Genomic DNA, 19,828 nt, shown 5'->3' on the forward strand with positions numbered 1-19,828 from the left:
AAAACAGAGAGAACATACACAGCATATTTGGAGGTTAAGGAAAATGAAACGACGGTGTAAAAGGCTTATGGTGATCATCCCGGTGGCGGCTGTCTGTGTGGCAGGTGCGGGAACTGTGGGATATTTTAAAGTGGCGCATACGAAGCTGGCGCAGAAAACAGCAGCGAAAACGCAATCGGCGGAGGCGAAAAAAGGGAACCTTTCCAAGACGAGTGTGGGTACCGGTAAGCTGGATCTGGCAGAAAATGCGTTTACAGAGCTCCTGATGGAACGCTTTGAGCAGGACGAAGACGCTTTTTCCATTGTGGATCAGTCAGAGATCATGGAAGCCATGTTCGGTGTCACCAACACCATGTCTCTGATGATCAGAACAAATCGCGTTTTTTTATCTGGAAATCCGCACATTGATAAGGTATAATCTATAACAGTTAGAGGAATATCTCTGCCGGGAGGACGGAACTGCCGGCAGGGAACTGCCGAGAAAGGGATGACAGTAAATTTGAACATCGTGGAGAAATGTGTTTCATGCCTGAATATAAAAGAATCTTATGATCTGGCCAGGCGCATGGAACAGGAAAAAACAAATCCGGTTCTGGGATACCGTACAGCAGGCTCCCTGGCAGAGCGAAAAACCGGAGATATGCTTTTGGAAGAAATGAAAAAAGCCGGTCTCACACAGGTAGAAAAAGATAAGATCCGTGTGGATGCATGGGAATTTAAAAAAGCTGTGATGCGCTGCCATGACAGAGAGGGAACCTGCCGGGAGATCCAGCTTGGCGCATATCAGACAGATTTTAAGACCAATGGCTTTCAGAGGTTTGATCTTGTATATCTTGGAAAGGGTACAGCTGACGAATATAAGGATATCAATGTGAAAGGAAAGCTGGTTCTTATCGAGATCAATCAGAGAGAAGAATGGTGGATCAACTACCCGGTGTATCAGGCACACCTGAAGGGTGCAGCAGCTCTGATCGCTGTACAGAGCAGAGGATACGCACAGATCGATGATACGGCTTTGAATGCACAGGATATCGCAGGACCTTCCTGTGCGCCTGCATTTTCCATGTCACGGGCAGATTTTCTTATGATCCGTCAGCTGATGGAGGAAAAAAATGAGAATGGGAATCGTGTTCCGGAGCTTTCCGTGGAATTTGATGCGGACACAGAGGTGATCAAAGACCAGTATACCTACAATATCGTTGGCAAAATCCCGGGAACCGATTCGGATTCCATGATCCTGTTAAGTGCTCACTATGATTCCTATTTTGAGGGATTTCAGGACGATAATGCGGCAGTGGCCATGATCATTGGAATTGCCAGGGCGCTGCTCCGTGGTGGCTATAAACCTCGCCATACTATTGTGGTATGTGCTCTTGCAGCAGAAGAATGGGGGATTTCCGACACAAAATATGACTGGTCCACAGGTGCTTACCGCCAGGTATTTGAGGCGAGACCGGAGTGGCAGGGGCACGTGATCGCAGATCTGAATTTTGAGCTTCCGGCTCATGCACACAGTACCAGAGATGCAGTACGATGTACCTATGAGTATGCGGATTTTGTGCGCAGCTTCGTGGATGCTGTGCAGATGCCGGAGGGGATTTATCCGGAGGGCATGACCACGTTGTATCCCATTGAAACCTGGTCTGATGATTTTACCATGGCTATTTCCGGGATCCCGTCCATGGTCAATGATTTCAGCGGTGGCCCGTTTATGGAAAATTATTATCATTCCCAATACGATAACCAGGATGTTTATGAGGAAGAGGTATACAGATTCCATCATGAATTTTATCTGAAACTTCTTCTGGCTATTGACAGCCTTGCTCTGCCGCCAATGGATTTCGGGCGGGTACTGGACCAAAGTATTAAGACCCTGGATACGGATCTGTGTATGCAGACCGGCGCCGACAGTACACTCCTTCTGAAAAAAACAGAAGAGGCAAAAAAAGCGGCTGCCATCCTTGCAGAGCAGGTACGGCACTTCAACAGCCTTCCGGAAGAAAAACGTGACTGGAAAAAAGCCGATGCCATTACCGAAAAGCTTCTCGGTGTATTCCGGAAATCCCAGGATTATCTGGTACGTCTGGACTGGGATGACAATGTGATCTTTCCGCAGCAGGCAGTGCAGAACAATCTTTATGCACTGAAGAAAGCGATGGGATATCTGGAAAAAGGAGAGATCGCCCTTGCGCTGGAGGCTTTTTACAGTATTGACAACAACTGTTATGCCTTTCAGTTTGAGCGGGAAGTCTTTTATCATTTTACGGAATATATCTTGAAGCAGTCCCCGGATCGCCTGATGTGGGGAAAGGGCAGGATCATCCATCATGAGAACCTTTATGATCTTGTGGAAAGGCTGAAGGAAAAGAAGCCGGGTGACAGTCTGGAGGCGGAAAAGCAGAGCCTCAAGGAAGCCTGGGAAAGACAGAAGCGTTATTATGCGGATGATATTGAATATCTGATCCGTGCAGCGGAAAAGCTCAGGAATCTGATCTGCGAGGTCAGTGATATGTTTGAAAAAGGAACAGAATAAAACCATACCTGGAGGAAAGAATGGAAAGCCATAATTTATACCGAGTGAAAGAAGAAGATCTGGATAAGCTGATCCGGATATTGACCGTATGTTTTTCGGAGGATCCTCTGTATCATGCACTGATCCCGGACAGGGATACCAGAGAACGGCTGATGCCGGAGCTTTTTACCTGTGATCTTACGGAGTTTTTTGAGACCTGCGAGATCTATGCAGACAGCAGTGAGCTGAACAGTATCCTGGTAGTATCCGACGGAACGGAGCATGAAGCAGCCTTACATAATCTGATGGTGGATTTTTTTGCCCTTCTGAAAACAGATGGCTATCTGATCAAAGAGGATCCAAGTCTTGCGACCCTGCGGAAATTCATCCAGGGAAAAGACTATCTGAATTCCAGCTGGACTTCCCAGCTTCATACAGCAGAAAGGCTTCATGTGATCTATCTGGCAGTGGCGCCGAAGATGCAGCATCACGGTCTTGCTGAAAAGCTGATGGATGAGGTGATCGATTATGCGGACAGGCATAAGCTGATGATCTCTCTGGAAACCCATAATCCGGCAAATGTTTCCATGTATGAGAAATTCGGATTTAAATTATACGGCATTGTACAGAAAAAAGGATTTGATCTGAAGCAGTACTGCATGATCAAACAGGCATAGGAGGAATTACGATGAAACGAAAATGGTGGCATGACAAAGTGGTATATCAGATATACCCCAAGAGCTTTTATGATTCCAACGGAGACGGGATCGGAGACATCCCGGGAATCATCAGCAAGCTTGATTATCTTAAGGAACTGGGAGCAGATATCCTCTGGCTTTCCCCAATCTATAAATCTCCCCTTGCAGACCAGGGATATGACATTGCAGATTATTATGCGATTGATCCGAGGTTTGGGACCATGGAGGATATGGATCGTCTGATCGCAGAAGCAAAAAAAAGAGAAATGTACATCCTTATGGATCTGGTGGTAAATCACTGCTCCGATGAGCATGAGTGGTTTCAGCAGGCCATTAAGGATCCGGACGGAAAGTATGGAAATTTCTTTTATATCCGGGACAAAAAGGATGATAAAGCTCCCTGCAACTGGAGAAGCTATTTCGGTGGTCCGGTATGGGAAGAGCTTCCGGGACATCCTGATAAACAGTATCTCCATGTATTCCACAAGAAGCAGCCGGATCTCAACTGGGAGAATCCTGAAGTAAGAGAGGAAGTCTACAAAAACATCCGCTGGTGGATGGAAAAAGGGCTTGGCGGATTCCGTATTGATGCCATTATCAATATCAAGAAGAAGCTTCCGTTTTCCGATTATCCTGCCGATCGTGCAGATGGGCTCTGCAGCGTCGGGAGGATGCTGGAGGAGGCAGAAGGGATTGGAGAATTTCTGGGAGAGATGGCTGAGAAGTGCTTTCATCCCTATGATGCTTTTACTGTAGGAGAGGTCTTCAATGAAAAGGAAGATGAGATCAAAGATTTTATCGGAGAAAACGGATATTTTTCATCCATGTTTGATTTTGAAGAAACCTGTTACGGAAAGAGCGAGGATGGCTGGTATGCATCCAAACCGTACCTGACTCCGGAAGAGTACAAGAAGTGTATTTTCCATACGCAGAAAAAGATTGGGGATACCGGCATGATCTCCAACATTATTGAGAATCATGATGAGCCAAGAGGTGTCTGTCACTATATTTCTCCGGAAGACCGCTGTCCGGATTCAAGGAAGCTCCTGGCAGGTGTTTATTTTCTGCTGAAGGGAATTCCGTTTATTTATCAGGGGCAGGAGATCGGTATGGAAAATATGGAGTTTACTTCTATGGATCAGATCGATGACATCAGTACCATCGATGAATACCAGGTAGCGCTCCGTGCCGGATGCAGTGAAAAAGAAGCGCTTGATGCTGCTTCCGCATTTTCCAGAGACAATGCCAGAACTCCGGTACAGTGGAGCGCAGAGAAAAATGCGGGATTTTCAGAAGGAGAGCCGTGGCTTGGGGTTAATCCGAATTATAAGGAGATCAATATAGAGTCTCAATTAACGGATAGTAACTCCCTCCTTTCTTTCTACAAAAAGCTGACTGCATTGAGAAAAGCTCCGGAATATAAAGAAACGCTTGTATACGGAACATTCGCTCCATATCAGGAAGAACAGAAGAATCTGATCGCATATACAAGAAACGGTGAGAAAAATCTTCTGATCCTGGGAAATATGCAGGCACAGTCACAGAAGGTATCTTTGCCGGGAGAAGTAAAAGAGGTGCTTCTGAATAATCAGAAAGCTGTGGAGATCACAGAAAAAGAAATCATTTTGAAACCGTATCAGTTTATCGTTCTGGAGACCGCTGACTGATGCGGCATCAGAACAGCAGAGAAAAAAACAATAGCTATTTAGCTGACAGTCTGTTAAAATAAATGCTCGGCTGAAAAAACAGCCGTAAAGAAAGAGAATGAGAATTCAGAAGGGAATAAAGTATGCTGAAGATAAAGAATTACATAAAGGCAGAAAGCCTTGAACAGGCATATGAACTGAACCAGAAAAGAACAGCCTGTGTGCTGGGCGGTATGGTCTGGCTGAAAATGGGAAACAGGAACATCATGACAGCCATTGACCTGTCAGGTCTTGGGCTGGATACTATTACAGAAACAGAAGAAGCATTTGTGATCGGCTGCATGACACCACTTCATGCGCTGGAAACCCACAAAGAGCTGAATGCCTATACAAACAGTGCTATCCGTGAAAGTGTACGGCACATTGTGGGTGTGCAGTTTCGAAACTGTGCCACAGTGGGCGGAAGTATTTTCGGAAGATTCGGATTTTCCGATGTACTGACCATGTTTCTGGCACTGGATACCTGGGTGGAGCTGTACAATGGCGGAACCATTCCGCTGGCACAGTTTGCATCCATGGAAAAGGATAACGATATCCTGGTAAATATCATTGTAAAAAAACAGCCGCTGAACAGTGTGTACTTAAGTCAGCGGAACAATTCCACAGATTTTCCCGTGCTCACCTGTGCGGCCGCTCTTATTGACGGAAAAGCAAGAACTGTCATTGGGGCCAGACCCGGAAAAGCAATGATCGTGGAAGATGAAGAGGAAATCTTAAAAGATTTTGTACAGATGAATGCACAGCAGAAAAAGGATGCAGCAGCATCTTTTGCCGCATATGCGGCGGAACATGTTCCTACAGACAAGAACATGCGTGCTTCAAAAGAATACAGAAGTCTTCTTGTGAAAGTCCTTACAAGAAGAGCCTGGGAAGAGATCGGAGGGAGAGCAGAATGAATATCACTTTCTGGCTGAATGGTGTAAAACGGCAGGCAGAGGTACGTCCGGATGAACTGCTTCTGGATTTCCTGCGGAAAAACAGCTGTTACAGCGTAAAACGTGGCTGTGAGACTGCAAACTGTGGTCTCTGTACTGTGCTGATGGATGAACGTCCGGTACTGTCCTGCTCCATGCTGGCTGCCCGCGCAGACGGGAAACGGATCGTGACTCTGGAGGGAATGCAGGAGGAAGCAAAGGAATTCGGCGCTTTTATGGCAAATGAGGGAGCAGAGCAGTGTGGCTTCTGCAATCCGGGATTTATCATGAATGTATTTGCCATGTTAAAGGAACTGGAAGATCCCACAGAAGAGGATATCCTGGAGTATCTTTCCGGAAATCTGTGCCGTTGCTCGGGATTTGTGGGACAGACCAGAAGTATCCTGAAATTTCTCGACTATAAAAAAGGACAGGAGGAAGGAAAATGAAATACGTAAACAAGCCGGTGCCAAAAACAGATGCAATGTCGCTGGTAACCGGAAAACCGGTCTATACCGATGATCTTGCACCTTCTGACTGCCTGATCGTCAAGATCTTAAGAAGTCCTCATGCCAATGCCTGGGTGGAAGAGATCAAGACAGAGGCTGCAAAGAAGATCGAGGGGATTGCCTGTGTTCTGACCTATGAGGATGTTTCCCACAAAAGATTTACTCTGGCCGGGCAGACAGCGCCGGAGATCAGTCCATGGGATCGTTATATCATAGATAAGCATGTGCGTTTTGTAGGGGATCCGGTTGCCATCGTAGCCGGTGAGACAGAAGAGGCAGTAGATAAAGCCCTGAAACGCATTAAGGTAAAATATCGTGTGGAGGAAGCGGTTCTGGATATCCACACAGCCAAGGATAATCCCATTCTGGTGCACCCGGAGGATGACTGGTATATGCCGATCCCGGCCGGCGGAGATAATAAGCGTAATCTCTGTTCCTCCAATGTAGAAGAAGTGGGTGATGTGGATGCCATGCTGGAAAAATGTGCGTATACAGTAGATCAGGTTTACCACACAAAGGCAAATCAGCAGACCATGATGGAGACCTTCCGTACCTACTGTTATATGGACCATTTTCAGAGACTGACGGTGGTTTCTTCCACCCAGATCCCGTTTCATATCCGAAGGATCGTAGGAAATGCGCTGAACATTCCGTCTTCCAAAGTTCGTGTGATCAAGCCTCGTATCGGCGGGGGCTTTGGTGCAAAACAGTCTTCTGTCAGTGAGGTTTTCCCGGCACTGGTAACATGGGTTACCGGGCGTCCGTCCAAGATCGTTTTTTCCAGAAAGGAATCCATGATCGCGTCTTCTCCGCGTCATGAGATGGAAGTCCATATCCGTATGGGTGCAGACGAAAACGGTATTGTAAAGGCAATCGATCTTTATACTCTTTCCAACACCGGTGCCTATGGAGAGCATGGGCCTACAACCGTAGGACTTTCAGGCCATAAATCCATTGCGCTGTATCGTCATACGGAAGCCTACCGTTTTGCTTATGATGTTGTTTACACCAATATGCAGGCAGCTGGCGCTTATCGTGGCTATGGTGCCACACAGGGTATTTTTGCTGTGGAGTCCGCAGCAGATGAGCTGGCTCATAAGATGGGGATGGATCCGGTAAAATTCCGTGAGCTGAACATGCCTATGGAGGGAGAGGCACTTCCGGGATATCCGGATGTACCGATCAACGGCAGCTGTACCATGGATAAATGCCTCGCCCGTGCAAAGGAAATGATCGGATGGGATGAGAAATATCCGTTCCGTGATATGGGTAACGGCAAAGTACGGGGTGTCGGTATCGCTATGGCTATGCAGGGCTCATCTATTGCAGGAATCGATGTCGGCGGAGCAGACATTAAATTAAATGAGGATGGTTCCTATACCCTGGCACTTGGATGTTCTGATATGGGAACCGGCTGTGATACCATTCTTGCTCAGATGGCAGCAGACTGTCTGGATACAGATATGAAAAATATCGTGGTATTCAGTGTGGATACAGATATTTCTCCCTATGATTCCGGTTCTTATGCATCTTCCACAACCTATGCAACCGGAAATGCCGTGATCCAGGCCTGCGGAGAACTCAGAAAGAGAATCCACGCTTTTGGCGCACAGATGCTTGGAGTATCTGCAGAGGATTCTGATTTTGACGGAGAAAAAGTCCGCACAGAAGACGGAAAAGAGGTAACGCTGCAGCAGATCGCAGGAAAAGCGACCTGTGGAGTCTGCAGTGAGCTTCAGGTTGTAAAAGAATATTCTTCTCCGATCTCTCCGCCACCGTTTATGGTAGGTGCCGCTGAAGTGGAGGTCGATAAAGAGACCGGACAGATCGATGTCATTGATTATGTGGGCGTGATCGACTGTGGAACTCCGATCAATCCAAATCTTGCCAGAGTGCAGGCAGAAGGCGGTATCGGTCAGGGAATCGGAATGGTTCTGTATGAGGATGTGCAGTATACAGATAAGGGAAAGATCCGTAACAATTCTTTTATGCAGTATAAGATCCCCAACCGTATGGATATTCCGAAGGTGCGGATCGAGTTTGAGAGCAGCTACGAGAAGACAGGTCCTTTCGGTGCAAAATCCATTGGTGAGCTTGTGATCGATACACCTTGTCCGGCTATTGCCAATGCGGTTTATAATGCAACAGGTGTACGTGTCAGAGAGCTCCCGATCACTCCGGAGAAGGTTGCAATGGGAATCCTTGCCAGAGAAGCCGGAGAGAAGGTGTGAAATGCAGGAGCTGATACTGGCAATTGCCGGACTGATCCTGGAGCTGCTGGTATTTTTCTGTGCAGGAAGTCTGCTGACACGGATACTGAAAATGAAGGCGGAAGTAACCATGGAACTGGTCTTGGGATATCTTCTGTATTTTGCGGCTTTTGAGATACTTGCAGTTCCTATGACACTGAAATGGGTAAAACTGAGTACCTTTTCGTATCTGTGGATGGTGATCATGGCAGCTTGTGTACTGGCAGCATGTCTGTTTGCGCATAAACTTTGGAAGGGACAGCTGGACCGGATAGGAGAAACATTTCGGAAGCATTCACTGCTGCTGCTTTTGACCGTTGCGGCAGTGATCCTGCAGTGTTTTCTGGTGGCTGCATATCAGGACGTTACTGCAGATGCAACACATTATATTGGTGCAGTAAGCACTTCTGTGTATACAGACACTCTTGCCCGATACAGTCCGCTTACCGGTGTTATCCAGAGAAATTTTAATCTCCGCTATGATCTTTCTGCATATCCGATGAACAATGCGGTGTGGTGTGTCCTTCTGGGCATCCACCCGATCGTTCAGTCCAAGGTCGTGATGTCTGTGATCAACATGCTGATGATCAACCTTCTGATCTACCAGATCGGAAAAAGCTTTTTTCGTGGAGATGAAAAAAAAGCAGACCTGATGGTTCTTTTTGTGTGTCTGATGCAATTGTTTTCTTTTTCTATCTATACAACAGGAACCTTTGCGTTTATGCGGGTTTATGAAGGGAAGGCCCTGCTGGCAAATATTTCCATTCCGGCAGCGCTTCTGGTAAGTATACGGCTCTGGCTCAACAAAGATGGCAGAAATAAAGAGAGCTGGGTGCTGCTTTTCATTGCTGCAGTCAGTGCGTTGACGTTTTCAGGATCCTCCCTTATTTATCCTGCAGTAGTCAGTACGGCGATCCTTCCGGTGATGGTGCTGAAGAAAAAGCTTTCCTACGCGATTCCCTATGCGCTTTGTATGCTGCCGGGATTTTTGTATGCCCTGGTTTATTTTTCGGCGAAGCTTGGATGGATCGCATTTCCGGCATCATAAGAAACTGGGAAGATACCATAGATAGGAGAAGAAAATGGCGGGAGTAACGATCGAAGAACTGGGATTGCGTTTTGTGCAGATCTGTATGGAGAATTACTGGAGTGGCTGTCTGCTGCCTGTATTTTTTCTGGCAGGTATACTCTGGGATATTTTTTACCGCAGGAGAAAAGAATCCAGAGTGTTCCTGTATTATCTAGTCTTTCTGGCACTTACGGTATATAATCCGGTTCTTGTAAAATATGTGATACCAAAGGTACATTTTGAAAGTGAATATTATCGTTTTATCTGGATCCTTCCGGTGATCCCGGGTGCTGCCTATTATGCTGTACGGATCGTAGAAGCGGTAAGGTTTCGATGGCTGAAGGCTGTAACAGCGCTGATCCTTGCGGCAGTGATCGTCACTACGGGGACACCTGTTCCCGGCATTGCAAAAGATTATGTGATGGCGGAAAACATCTATAAAGTCCCGAATGAGCTGCGCTCAGTATGCGATGTGATCCATCAGGACTGCGATAAAGAACAACCCAAGGTTGTTTTTGACAATGAGCTGAATCTGGTGGCTAGACAGTATGATCCGTCACTGATCCTTGTTCTGGATCGTAATTTTATCCTGTATCGTGCAGGAAGTACCGTGGTAGGAAACTACGAAAACAGCAAGGCCTACCAGATCCAGAAAGTGATCATGGATGTGATCAGTTATCAGATGGATGTAGGGATTGATAAGTTCCGGCAGGTATTGAAAAGAACGGAAACCGATTATCTCGTTCTTCCGGTAGATCTTACAAATCATGACTATATCCGTCAGGCAGGATGTACCCCTATTGCACAGACAGAAAAATATGTGGTATACAGGTTTGAAGGGTGAATGTGTTCGCCCTTCTGGCCTGGAAAAATGACCAAAGTGCGTAAAATGATACGGAGAACGGAGTGAACAGCAACCATAAAATGTGTGATGAATATGTACTGTTTAAAAAAATCTTTACAATTTCATGGATTTGTGTTAAAATCATAAACAGTGTAAACCTACTTTGATAATTTCATACCTGAATTTAGAAGTTATGTTTTTCATTATGCACCTGTAGCTCAGTGGATAGAGCAGTGGTTTCCGGTACCATGTGCGGGGGTTCGATTCCCTTCAGGTGTGTTACCCGGAACAGTGGGAATTGTTCCGGCGTGTTGTTATGATAAGGAGGACAAGAACTTGGATGATTTCAGAGAATGGTTATCAGATAACCTTCGCTATTTTATGTTAGGCGGAGCCATTCTGGTGATCGTGCTTGTTCTGATCTTTGGCGTCCGCGCCTGTGTTGGAGGTAAGAAGGGGAATTCCAATAAAGATCAGACAACAGCCCAAAGTAACCAGGAAAATGATCCTTCTTCTCCGGCAAATGATGGGGAGACAGACGAGAAGAAAGACGCCAGTTCCGCGGCAGATACGGATGCGGAGACAACCATGGAAAAAGCCAGCACGGAAGTAACCGAGCTGATTCAGAGCTATTATAAAGCTTTTTGGGAAAAAGACATTGCAACACTTAAGACGATTGAGGACGGATTTACGCCGGCTGACGAGTCGCAGATTAATTCAAGGGATTATATTGATGGGTATGAGGTACAGAATGTTTACGCTAAGAAGGGACTGACGGACGATTCGTATGTCGTTTATGTAGTCTTTAATTATATCTGTACTGGAATTGAGACTCCGGTTCCGGCACTGAGCCAGTTTTATGTGGAGACGGGCAGTGACGGCAATCTGAAGATCAAAGGTGGTGCTGATGACGATGCAGATATCAGTGCCTATGTGAAAAAACTGGAATCTGAGAAGGATGTGCAGGAGCTTATCACAAAGGTAAAGACGGACTATGAAGCTGCGCAGGAGAGTGATCCCTCTCTGGCAGAATTCCTTCAGGGCCTTGGTGAAGATGCCAGTGCTTCCGCAGATGCAGGAACAATGCTTACAGTTACAGAGGATTGTAATGTTCGTGCTTCCGCAGATTCAGAGGGTGAGGTTATCGGTGGTTTTTCTGCAGGAACGGAAGTTGAAAAGAAAGGGCAGGAAGGCGACTGGATACAGGTTGATTATGATGGACAGACCGGTTATGTCTATAGTGGTCTGTTAGAATAATAAGGGTTAATAAAATGCAGGTTCCGGAAGAACCTGCATTTTTGTTGCTCTGATATAACGAAAGATCATTTTTTGAGTGAACCGTCTGCTGCCAATGTGTATTTTTTTCCATTTACGGTGATGGTTCCGGTCTGCATGATTCCGTCTTCGTCCAGATAATAACGTTTTTTGCCTAGGGTGATCCAGCCGGTCTGCATGATTCCGTCCTTATTGAAATAATATCGATGACTATCTGTGTCGGTAAGCCATCCGGTATAGGCGGTTCCGTCAACCATAAATTTCCAGTTGGTGCCATCCGGTGTCCAGACTCCGTTTTCTGCCTCCGGCGAAACCTTTTCTGCTTCGGGAATCTCTGTGGGAACAGGAGACGGTGTGGCGGAAGGTGAGGGAGCGCCGGAAGATATCGATGCATCTGTATGGTGATCGCGATCTGAACTTGGTTCAATAGTCGAAATATCGCTGGTATTTATGGAAACTACGGAAGTACTGCTGCTTTCAAAAGGACCGGCCGATGACTGGGTAAAGAGAATACCGCAGATCAGACACAGGAAAACAGCGACAAAGATCAGCAGCCGGTTCATACGTGGAGTATGCTCTGACATGTTTTTCCTCCTGATATTTAAGTATATTTCTGTTTATCATACAATAATGAGAAAGAAAATACAAGAAAAATAACCGGTTGCGAACACGTGGGAAAAAATATATAATAGAACAATGGACGAAAAAATCAGAATCAATAAATATTTAAGCGATATAGGAGTCTGCTCAAGAAGAGAGGCAGACCGACTGACAGAAGCGGGGAGAGTTACTGCTAATGGAGAACTGGTTTCCACAGGAATGAAGATCCTTCCGGATGCGGAGATCTGTATTGACGGAAAGCCTGTAAAAAAACAGGAAAAAAAGATCCTGCTTCTTTTTCATAAACCAAAAGGGATTGTCTGCAGCACCAGACAACAGCGGAATGAGATGACAGTAACAGAATATCTGGATTATCCGGTGCGGATCTATCCCATAGGACGGCTGGATAAAGATTCCGAAGGACTGCTTCTCCTTACCAATGAAGGAGATCTGGTGAACCGTATCATGAAGGCGGGGAACTACCATGAAAAGGAATATCAGGTGACCGTGAATAAACCGGTGACAGAAGAATTTATCCGTGGTATGGGCGGCGGAGTGCCGATCCTTGATACGGTCACACGTCCCTGCAAGGTTACAAAAACAGGGAAAAACAGTTTTCGTATCATCCTTACCCAGGGTCTGAACCGCCAGATCCGTCGTATGTGTGAATATTTCGGATATAAAGTCGTAACACTGAAACGTGTTCGGATCATGAATCTGTATATTAATGGCCTGGAAGAGGGGAAATATCGTGAGATCCGGCCGGAAGAACGAAAAGAATTGGAGGAGATGCTTTCCTCCGAAAAATCAGAAAAAAGGACGGGAGGAAGCCATGAACGAATCATCCATAAAAAAAATGAAGGAGCTGGGAGAAAAGCTCCGGGAAGCGTCCAGGGCCTATTATCAGGAAGACAGGGAGATCATGTCCAACGTGGAGTACGACGCCCTGTACGACACTCTGAGCGCACTGGAGAAAGAAACAGGGATCGTTCTGGCAGACAGTCCAACCGTTAATGTAGGATATGAGGCAGTGGAGCAGCTCCCCAAGGAGGAACATGAGAGACCGATGCTGTCTCTGGATAAGACCAAAGAGAGAGAAGCTTTGAGAGAGTTTATCGGGGAACATCCTACACTTTTATCCTGGAAGCTGGATGGCTTAACGATCGTGCTTACCTATGAAAACGGAGAGCTTATAAAGGCAGTTACCAGAGGAAATGGTATTGTGGGAGAGGTTATTACCAATAATGCCAGAGTATTTAAGAACATACCTCTGAAAATTTCTTTTAAAGGGAGACTGGTACTTCGCGGAGAAGCCATCATTACCTATTCGGATTTTGAAAAGATCAACGAAACTATCGGAGATGCAGATGCCAAATACAAAAATCCCAGAAATCTCTGCAGTGGTTCTGTCCGCCAGCTGAATAACGAAATTACAGCGAAGAGAAACGTTCGGTTTTATGCTTTTTCTTTAGTGAGTGCGGAAGGCGTAGATTTCCGGAATTCCAGGGAGGTGCAGTTCCGGTGGCTGAATGAACAGGGCTTTGATGTTGTGGAATATCGAAAAGTCACAGCGGAAACTCTGGATGAAGCGATGGATTACTTTGCGGAAGCAGTTACGACCAATGATTTTCCGTCAGATGGGCTTGTGGCATTGTATGATGATATTGCTTACGGAGAATCTCTGGGAACTACGGCCAAGTTTCCAAGGAACGCCATGGCATTTAAATGGGCCGATGAGATGCGTGATACGAGACTTCTGGAGATTGAGTGGAGCCCGTCCAGGACCGGACTGATCAATCCGGTAGCAATTTTTGAGCCGGTGGAACTGGAAGGAACCACAGTGAGCAGGGCCAGTGTGCATAACATCAGTATCATGAAGGAACTGAAGCTGGGGATTGGAGATACCATTCGTGTATACAAAGCAAATATGATCATTCCTCAGATCGCGGAAAATCTGACCGGAAGCGGTAATGCACCGATCCCGCATACCTGCCCGGCCTGCGGACAGGAAACGGTAGTGAAGAAAGAAAACGATGTGGAATGTCTTTTCTGCGTCAATCCGGGGTGCCCGGCCAAGAAAATCAAATCCTTTGGGCTTTTTACAAGCAGGGATGCCATGAATATCGACGGACTTTCCGAGGCAACACTGGAGAAATTTATTGCCAGGGGATTTATCCATGACTTTGGCGATATTTTTGAGATCAGCCGGTATAAAGATGAGATCGTGGAAATGGAAGGCTTTGGGCAGAAATCCTATGATAATCTTATGGAAAGTCTGGAACGGGCGAAAGAGACTACACTTCCAAGAGTGATCTACAGTCTTGGGATCGCAAATATCGGTCTGGCTAATGCAAAAGTGATCTGCCGCCATTTTGACAATGATCTGGACAGGATACGTCATGCCAGTCTGGAAGAGGTCAGTGATATTGATACCATCGGGCCGGTCATTGCCGGAAATCTGGTAGCTTATTTTAGGGATGAGGATAATGATCACCGCCTGGATCATCTGATGAGCTTTCTTCATATTCAGGAGGACAGTCCCAAACAGGAACAGATCTTTGAAGGAATGAATTTTGTGATCACAGGAAGTCTGGTGCACTTTGGAAATCGAAGTGAGGCCAAAGAGCTGATCGAATCCCTGGGAGGCAAGGTTACCGGTTCAGTTACCAAAAAGACCAATTATCTGATCAATAACGACATCCAGTCCAATTCATCCAAAAACAAAAAGGCAAGAGAACTGGGGATTCCGATCCTTTCAGAAGAAGATTTTCGGAAACTTGCCGGAGTGCAGTAAAGGCCGTACAGACTGGAGATACTTTTTATCTGAAGAAAAAAGCCGAGCGGCTCCTTTATAAGAGACGCTTTATATATAAGGAGGGCAAACAATGCCGATCAAAACACAGGGGGATCTTCCGGTAAAGGAGATCCTGGAGAGAGAAAATATATTTGTAATGGACGAAAAACGTGCCATGCACCAGGATATCCGTCCGATCCATATTCTGATCCTGAATCTGATGCCGCTGAAAGAAGAAACAGAGCTGCAGCTTCTGCGTTCTCTTTCCAATACACCGCTGCAGGTGGATGTGACATTTATGGCTGTGGAGAGCCATGAAGCCAAGAATACATCTCTCAGCCATCTGAACAAGTTTTATGAAACATTCACCGATATAAAGAAACGTAAATTTGATGGAATGATCATCACAGGAGCACCGGTGGAGCAGATGCCTTTTGAGGAAGTGGATTACTGGAATGAGCTGACTGAGATCATGGATTGGACTGAGAAGCATGTGACTTCCACGATCTTTCTCTGTTGGGCAGCGCAGGCCAGTCTTTATCATTTTTATGGCCTGAAGAAAAAACCTCTGGATAAGAAAATGTTCGGACTTTTCCAGCACAGGGTACTGAACCGTAAGATTCCGCTGGTCCGGGGCTTTGATGATGTATTTCTTGCGCCGCATTCCAGACACACAGAAGTTCCTATTGCAGATATCCATGCATGCAAAGACCTTACGGTCCTGGCGGAAAGCGAAGAGGCTGGTCTGTTCCTTGCAATGGCAGAGGGAGGACGTAAAATCTTTGTTATGGGACATCCGGAATACGACCGCGTGACTTTGGATGGCGAATATAAGAGAGACCTTGCCAAGGGTCTGCCTATTGAAATCCCGAAGAACTATTACAAAGATGACGATCCAAACAACAAACCACTCCTCACCTGGAGGGCCCATGCCAACAACCTGTATACGAACTGGTTGAATTATTACGTATACCAGAGTACTCCGTATGACCTGTACGGGACACCGGATTTCAGGGAAATTTAAGGAATATGAAATAAGTGTTAGCATAAGCTCATAAATCGTAGACAAAGCTATGATTTATGGGCTTATTTTAGATTGCTGCTTACGAAGGTCTTTCCTGAAAAACATTCCTACAAAATGTAGGAATAAATGCAATGTTTATGGTATGAAATGCGGCTGGTTTTTTGCATTTATTTTGATACAATCATTATATGAAAGACATGGAACTGAAATAAGAATTCTTGGTTACTGTTCATTGGTAATATTCTGCGAAGCGTGTTACTGAGAATGAAATGAACAGTAACAATTCTTGATGCAGGCCAGAATATGTTAACGGGAGGATAAATAATATGATAATCATAGGTGAAAAAATCAATGGATCCATCCCCTCTGTGGCGGAGGCGATCGCAAACAGAGATGCAGAATTCATCAAGCAGCGGGCACTTGCTCAGGCAAACTCAGGAGCAAGCTATATCGATTGTTGCGCATCTGTTCCGGAAGCAGAAGAAGTAGAAACCTTGAAATGGATGATCGACTGTATTCAGGAAGTGACAGATCTTCCGATTTCCGTAGACAGTCCCAGTGCAGATGTTCTTACAGAAGCTTACAAATTCTGCAGAAAACCGGGTATTTTTAACTCTGTATCCGGTGAAGGGGATAAGATCGATAAGATTTTTCCTCTTATGGCACAGCCTGAAAATAAAGGGTGGCAGGTTATCGCACTTCTAAGCGATGATACAGGTATCCCCAAAAGTGCGGAAGACAGGCTGAAGGTATTTGACAAGATCATGGCAAAAGCGAAAGAGTACGGAATTTCACCGGATCGTATCCATATTGATCCATTGGTTGAGATGCTCTGTACATCTGAAGATGGTATTGCGATGAACGTGGAAGTAATTTCAAGTGTCCGTAAACAGTATCCGATGATCCACATTACAGCGGCGATCAGCAACATTTCCTTCAATCTGCCGGTACGTAAGCTTATCAATTTCGGATTTGTGGTACTTGCAATGAATGCCGGCCTTGACAGTGCAATCATGGATCCTACAAACAGAGATATGCTTGGACTTGTATATGCAACAGAGGCATTGCTTGGTCTGGATGATTACTGTATGGAATACATCGGAGCATACAGAGAAGGTCTGATCGGACCTGTAAAAAAATAAATAAAACGCATATGCGGAATGCGGATAAAAAATAAAAAGCGGAGGTGTTTGATTATGTCAAAAATCACAGAAGTAGCAGAATTGGTAGAAAAAGGAAAAGCAAAACTTGTAGGTGCAGCTGTACAGTCAGCTCTTGATGAAGGCTGTGAGGCAACAGAGATTCTTAACAGCATGATCGATGCAATGGCTGTTGTAGGTGAAAGATTTAAGAACGGAGAAATCTTTGTTCCGGAAATGCTGGTAGCAGCCCGTGCAATGAAAAAGGGTGTTGAGGTTCTGAAACCGCATCTTGCATCCGGCGCTACAGGAAGTATGGGAAAACTTATCATCGCTACTGTAGCAGGAGATCTTCATGATATCGGAAAGAATCTTGTTGCTATGATGATCGAAAGTGCCGGCTTTGAAGTTATTGATCTCGGTGTTGATGTACCTGCATCGAAGGTTATTGAATGTTACAAAGAAAATCCGGATGTTAAGGTAATTGCACTTTCAGCGCTGCTCACAACTACAATGCCGGCTCTGAAGGATACAGTTGCAGCACTTAATGCGGAAGATTTCAGAAGCAATGTTAAGATCATGGTTGGAGGAGCACCGATCACGAAGGAATTTGCAGATGAGATCGGCGCAGATGGATATTCAGAAGATGCAGCAAGCGCAGCAGTTCTTGCAAAAGCTTTGGCAGCATAAGGGAAAATAAAACGGGCCGCTCTGTATTGTCTGTGCATGGCATAGACGGCAGAGCGGCTTTTGCTTTACAGTGACCATCGGAGGGATGAAAATGTACCGAATAAAATTTATCAGGGAGGAAAAGGAGATCCTGGTGGAACCGGGTACCAGGATCCTTGAGGCGGAAAGAAAAGCAAAGCTGGTTCCTGATGCACCCTGCGGAGGCCGGGGAAAGTGCGGGAAATGTCGTGTTAAAATAGAAGATCACATGGTGCTTGCATGTCAGACGGAAATCCACAGTGACCTTGAAGTAGATACATTGTCCGGATGCCAGGAAGAGGAGATCCTTACAGAAGGAATGCAGAGACCGGTTGCGTTCAGGCCTGATCTGAAACAGAAAAAAGTGATTCTTAAGAAACCGGAGACAGGAGACAACCGCTCTGAATGGGAGCGGCTGACAGAACAGCTGGATGTGGAAAGACCTGTTCTGCCTGATACTGAAATTGCATCGAAGCTTTATGGCTGCAGAAAAGAAGCAGAAGAATGGTATGTGATCTGTGCAGGAAATAAGATCCTGGATATCAGCAGAGAAGAGAAAAAAATCTGTTTTGCGGCTTTTGATATAGGTACAACGACGGTGGTCGGCTATCTTATGGATGCATTGACCGGGAAGCAGCTGGCTCTCAAGAGCAGAATGAACCCACAGACTCAGTATGGCGCAGATGTGATCATGCGGGCGGATCATGCTCTGGAGCATGGCGTAGAGCAGCTGACCGGCTGCATACGGAATGCGGTTGATGAAATGCTCCAGGAACTGGCAGAGGAAGCAGGAAGAAGCACATTAGATATCTGTCAGGTATCTGTGGTAGGAAATACCTGCATGCATCATCTTTTTCTTGGGATTTCTCCGGCATCGCTGGTCCATGCACCGTATAATCCGGCGATCAGTCAGGGGCTTACACTGAATGCAGAGCAATATGGGCTCCATATCCACAGAAAGGGGCAGCTGCTTATGCTGCCTGATATAGCCGGGTATGTAGGGGCAGATACCTGTGGCTGCATTTTGGCGCTCAGACAGGATCAGCAGAACGAGATCAGCCTTATGATCGATATTGGAACGAACGGGGAGATGGTCCTTGGAAATAAAACGAGATTAGCCTGTTGTTCAACAGCTGCCGGTCCGGCATTTGAAGGTGCAAAGATCGAGTGCGGGATGCGTGGAGGAGCAGGAGCAGTAGATCATGTAGTATACAAAAATGGAAAATGGGAATACACGACTATAGGAAATAAGGCTCCGGCAGGCTTATGCGGTTCAGGTCTGATCGATCTTGTGGCACAGCTGTACCTGGCTGGCTTTATTGATGAAAGTGGTCATCTGGAAAGCGGCCAGGAAAAGGCGGGAGTGTTTGTGCTGGTACCTCCGGAAAAGTCGGGAAATGACAGGGGCGTTTATCTGACACAGAAGGATATCGGAGAGGTACAGCTGGCAAAAGCGGCTATCGCAGCGGGAATCTTTCTTCTTATGAAAAGACTGGAGATCACAGAAAAGGATATTAAACGGGTCTATCTTGCCGGTGCATTCGGCAATTACATGAATCCGGAAAGTGCGGCAGCGATCGGGATGTTCCCGGCCGGACTGCTGCCCAGGATACAGCCGGTGGGAAATGCGGCAGGCGAAGGTGCAAGGATCGCGCTTCTGAATGAAGAGGAAAGAAAAGAAATGGATCGGACTGTCAAAAATATGGATTTTGTGGAGCTGGCAGCTTCGCCGGAGTTCCAGGACTGTTTTGTGGATGGCTTATGCTTTCCGTAATGCGAGGAGAATG

At 46.0% G+C, this 19,828-nt stretch carries 16 protein-coding genes, 1 tRNA gene and 1 pseudogene; 17 read left to right on the plus strand and 1 reads right to left on the minus strand.

Going from position 1 to position 19,828, the window contains the following annotated elements; translation table 11 throughout:
* The first annotated feature begins 43 nt into the window (after positions 1-43).
* The 11 genes from NE671_RS00350 to NE671_RS00400 all read left to right on the plus strand — a co-directional run bounded on the left by NE671_RS00350 (position 44) and on the right by NE671_RS00400 (position 11,758).
* Positions 44-418: a hypothetical protein gene (locus tag NE671_RS00350; RefSeq protein ID WP_173740483.1), complete on the plus strand. Its 375-nt coding sequence runs from the start codon at positions 44-46 to the stop codon at positions 416-418.
* Positions 419-487: 69 nt separating this feature from the next.
* Positions 488-2,533, plus strand: coding sequence for a M28 family peptidase (locus tag NE671_RS00355; protein ID WP_244095955.1), 2,046 nt, complete (start codon positions 488-490; stop codon positions 2,531-2,533).
* Between the two features lie 20 nt (positions 2,534-2,553).
* The gene (locus NE671_RS00360) at positions 2,554-3,189 is read left to right on the plus strand and encodes a GNAT family N-acetyltransferase (protein ID WP_015524714.1); all 636 of its coding nucleotides are present in this window, start codon (positions 2,554-2,556) and stop codon (positions 3,187-3,189) included.
* 11 nt (positions 3,190-3,200) lie between these two features.
* Positions 3,201-4,877, plus strand: coding sequence for an alpha-glucosidase (locus NE671_RS00365; protein ID WP_173740484.1), 1,677 nt, complete (start codon positions 3,201-3,203; stop codon positions 4,875-4,877).
* A 122-nt stretch (positions 4,878-4,999) separates the two neighbouring features.
* On the plus strand, positions 5,000-5,812 hold the full coding sequence (locus NE671_RS00370) for an FAD binding domain-containing protein (RefSeq protein WP_173740485.1): 813 nt from the start codon (positions 5,000-5,002) through the stop codon (positions 5,810-5,812).
* Entirely contained in the window at positions 5,809-6,279 is a 471-nt protein-coding gene (locus NE671_RS00375; RefSeq protein ID WP_015524717.1) for a (2Fe-2S)-binding protein, read from the plus strand. Before NE671_RS00370 ends, NE671_RS00375 begins: the two co-directional genes overlap by 4 nt.
* Entirely contained in the window at positions 6,276-8,570 is a 2,295-nt protein-coding gene (locus tag NE671_RS00380) for a xanthine dehydrogenase family protein molybdopterin-binding subunit (RefSeq protein ID WP_173740486.1), read from the plus strand. The genes NE671_RS00375 and NE671_RS00380 overlap by 4 nt, the downstream gene beginning before the upstream one ends.
* A 1-nt stretch (position 8,571) precedes the next feature.
* The gene (locus NE671_RS00385; RefSeq protein ID WP_173740487.1) at positions 8,572-9,636 is read left to right on the plus strand and encodes a DUF6077 domain-containing protein; all 1,065 of its coding nucleotides are present in this window, start codon (positions 8,572-8,574) and stop codon (positions 9,634-9,636) included.
* A 34-nt stretch (positions 9,637-9,670) separates the two neighbouring features.
* On the plus strand, positions 9,671-10,501 hold the full coding sequence (locus tag NE671_RS00390; protein WP_015524720.1) for a hypothetical protein: 831 nt from the start codon (positions 9,671-9,673) through the stop codon (positions 10,499-10,501).
* Between the two features lie 207 nt (positions 10,502-10,708).
* Positions 10,709-10,780 (plus strand) — tRNA-Arg (locus tag NE671_RS00395).
* Positions 10,781-10,837: 57 nt separating this feature from the next.
* A complete protein-coding gene (locus tag NE671_RS00400; RefSeq protein ID WP_256163523.1) occupies positions 10,838-11,758 on the plus strand; it encodes an SH3 domain-containing protein in 921 nt (306 codons plus the stop codon).
* 65 nt (positions 11,759-11,823) lie between these two features.
* Here NE671_RS00400 and NE671_RS00405 read toward each other — a convergent pair whose 3' ends face one another.
* Positions 11,824-12,360 carry an N-acetylmuramoyl-L-alanine amidase family protein gene (locus NE671_RS00405; protein WP_256163524.1) on the minus strand — a complete coding sequence of 179 codons (537 nt, stop codon included), beginning with the start codon at positions 12,358-12,360 and terminating at the stop codon, positions 11,824-11,826.
* Between the two features lie 112 nt (positions 12,361-12,472).
* Here NE671_RS00405 and NE671_RS00410 point away from each other — a divergent pair.
* The 6 genes and pseudogenes from NE671_RS00410 to NE671_RS00435 all read left to right on the plus strand — a co-directional run.
* Positions 12,473-13,123: pseudogene (locus tag NE671_RS00410) on the plus strand (pseudouridine synthase); the annotation flags it as partial.
* Positions 13,124-13,208: 85 nt separating this feature from the next.
* A complete protein-coding gene (gene ligA, locus NE671_RS00415) occupies positions 13,209-15,170 on the plus strand; it encodes an NAD-dependent DNA ligase LigA (protein ID WP_256163525.1) in 1,962 nt (653 codons plus the stop codon).
* Between the two features lie 91 nt (positions 15,171-15,261).
* Positions 15,262-16,194 (plus strand): homoserine O-acetyltransferase MetA, encoded by a 933-nt coding sequence (gene metA / locus NE671_RS00420; protein WP_173739991.1) that lies wholly within the window; start codon positions 15,262-15,264, stop codon positions 16,192-16,194.
* A 326-nt stretch (positions 16,195-16,520) separates the two neighbouring features.
* Positions 16,521-17,336, plus strand: a complete 816-nt coding sequence (locus NE671_RS00425) for a methyltetrahydrofolate cobalamin methyltransferase (protein ID WP_021650848.1) — start codon at positions 16,521-16,523, stop codon at positions 17,334-17,336.
* Positions 17,337-17,390: 54 nt separating this feature from the next.
* Positions 17,391-18,023 (plus strand): corrinoid protein, encoded by a 633-nt coding sequence (locus NE671_RS00430; protein ID WP_015524728.1) that lies wholly within the window; start codon positions 17,391-17,393, stop codon positions 18,021-18,023.
* 91 nt (positions 18,024-18,114) lie between these two features.
* Positions 18,115-19,815, plus strand: a complete 1,701-nt coding sequence (locus tag NE671_RS00435; RefSeq protein WP_256163526.1) for an ASKHA domain-containing protein — start codon at positions 18,115-18,117, stop codon at positions 19,813-19,815.
* Positions 19,816-19,828: the final 13 nt, after the last annotated feature.

The organism is Blautia sp. DFI.9.10 (genome assembly GCF_024461705.1).
GTDB classification, from domain to species: Bacteria; Bacillota; Clostridia; order Lachnospirales; family Lachnospiraceae; genus Blautia_A; species Blautia_A fusiformis.

Bases quoted from the DNA above. Each gene is read 5' to 3' on its own strand.
- NE671_RS00390 (WP_015524720.1), top strand. From the start codon at position 9,671: ATGGCGGGAGTAACGATCGAAGAACTGGGATTGCGTTTTGTGCAGATC.
- NE671_RS00370 (WP_173740485.1), top strand. From the start codon at position 5,000: ATGCTGAAGATAAAGAATTACATAAAGGCAGAAAGCCTTGAACAGGCA.
- NE671_RS00385 (WP_173740487.1), top strand. From the start codon at position 8,572: ATGCAGGAGCTGATACTGGCAATTGCCGGACTGATCCTGGAGCTGCTG.
- NE671_RS00355 (WP_244095955.1), top strand. From the start codon at position 488: ATGACAGTAAATTTGAACATCGTGGAGAAATGTGTTTCATGCCTGAAT.
- NE671_RS00435 (WP_256163526.1), top strand. From the start codon at position 18,115: ATGTACCGAATAAAATTTATCAGGGAGGAAAAGGAGATCCTGGTGGAA.
- NE671_RS00425 (WP_021650848.1), top strand. From the start codon at position 16,521: ATGATAATCATAGGTGAAAAAATCAATGGATCCATCCCCTCTGTGGCG.
- NE671_RS00360 (WP_015524714.1), top strand. From the start codon at position 2,554: ATGGAAAGCCATAATTTATACCGAGTGAAAGAAGAAGATCTGGATAAG.
- NE671_RS00405 (WP_256163524.1), bottom strand. From the start codon at position 12,360: ATGTCAGAGCATACTCCACGTATGAACCGGCTGCTGATCTTTGTCGCT.
- NE671_RS00375 (WP_015524717.1), top strand. From the start codon at position 5,809: ATGAATATCACTTTCTGGCTGAATGGTGTAAAACGGCAGGCAGAGGTA.
- NE671_RS00430 (WP_015524728.1), top strand. From the start codon at position 17,391: ATGTCAAAAATCACAGAAGTAGCAGAATTGGTAGAAAAAGGAAAAGCA.
- NE671_RS00365 (WP_173740484.1), top strand. From the start codon at position 3,201: ATGAAACGAAAATGGTGGCATGACAAAGTGGTATATCAGATATACCCC.
- metA (WP_173739991.1), top strand. From the start codon at position 15,262: ATGCCGATCAAAACACAGGGGGATCTTCCGGTAAAGGAGATCCTGGAG.
- NE671_RS00350 (WP_173740483.1), top strand. From the start codon at position 44: ATGAAACGACGGTGTAAAAGGCTTATGGTGATCATCCCGGTGGCGGCT.
- ligA (WP_256163525.1), top strand. From the start codon at position 13,209: ATGAACGAATCATCCATAAAAAAAATGAAGGAGCTGGGAGAAAAGCTC.
- NE671_RS00380 (WP_173740486.1), top strand. From the start codon at position 6,276: ATGAAATACGTAAACAAGCCGGTGCCAAAAACAGATGCAATGTCGCTG.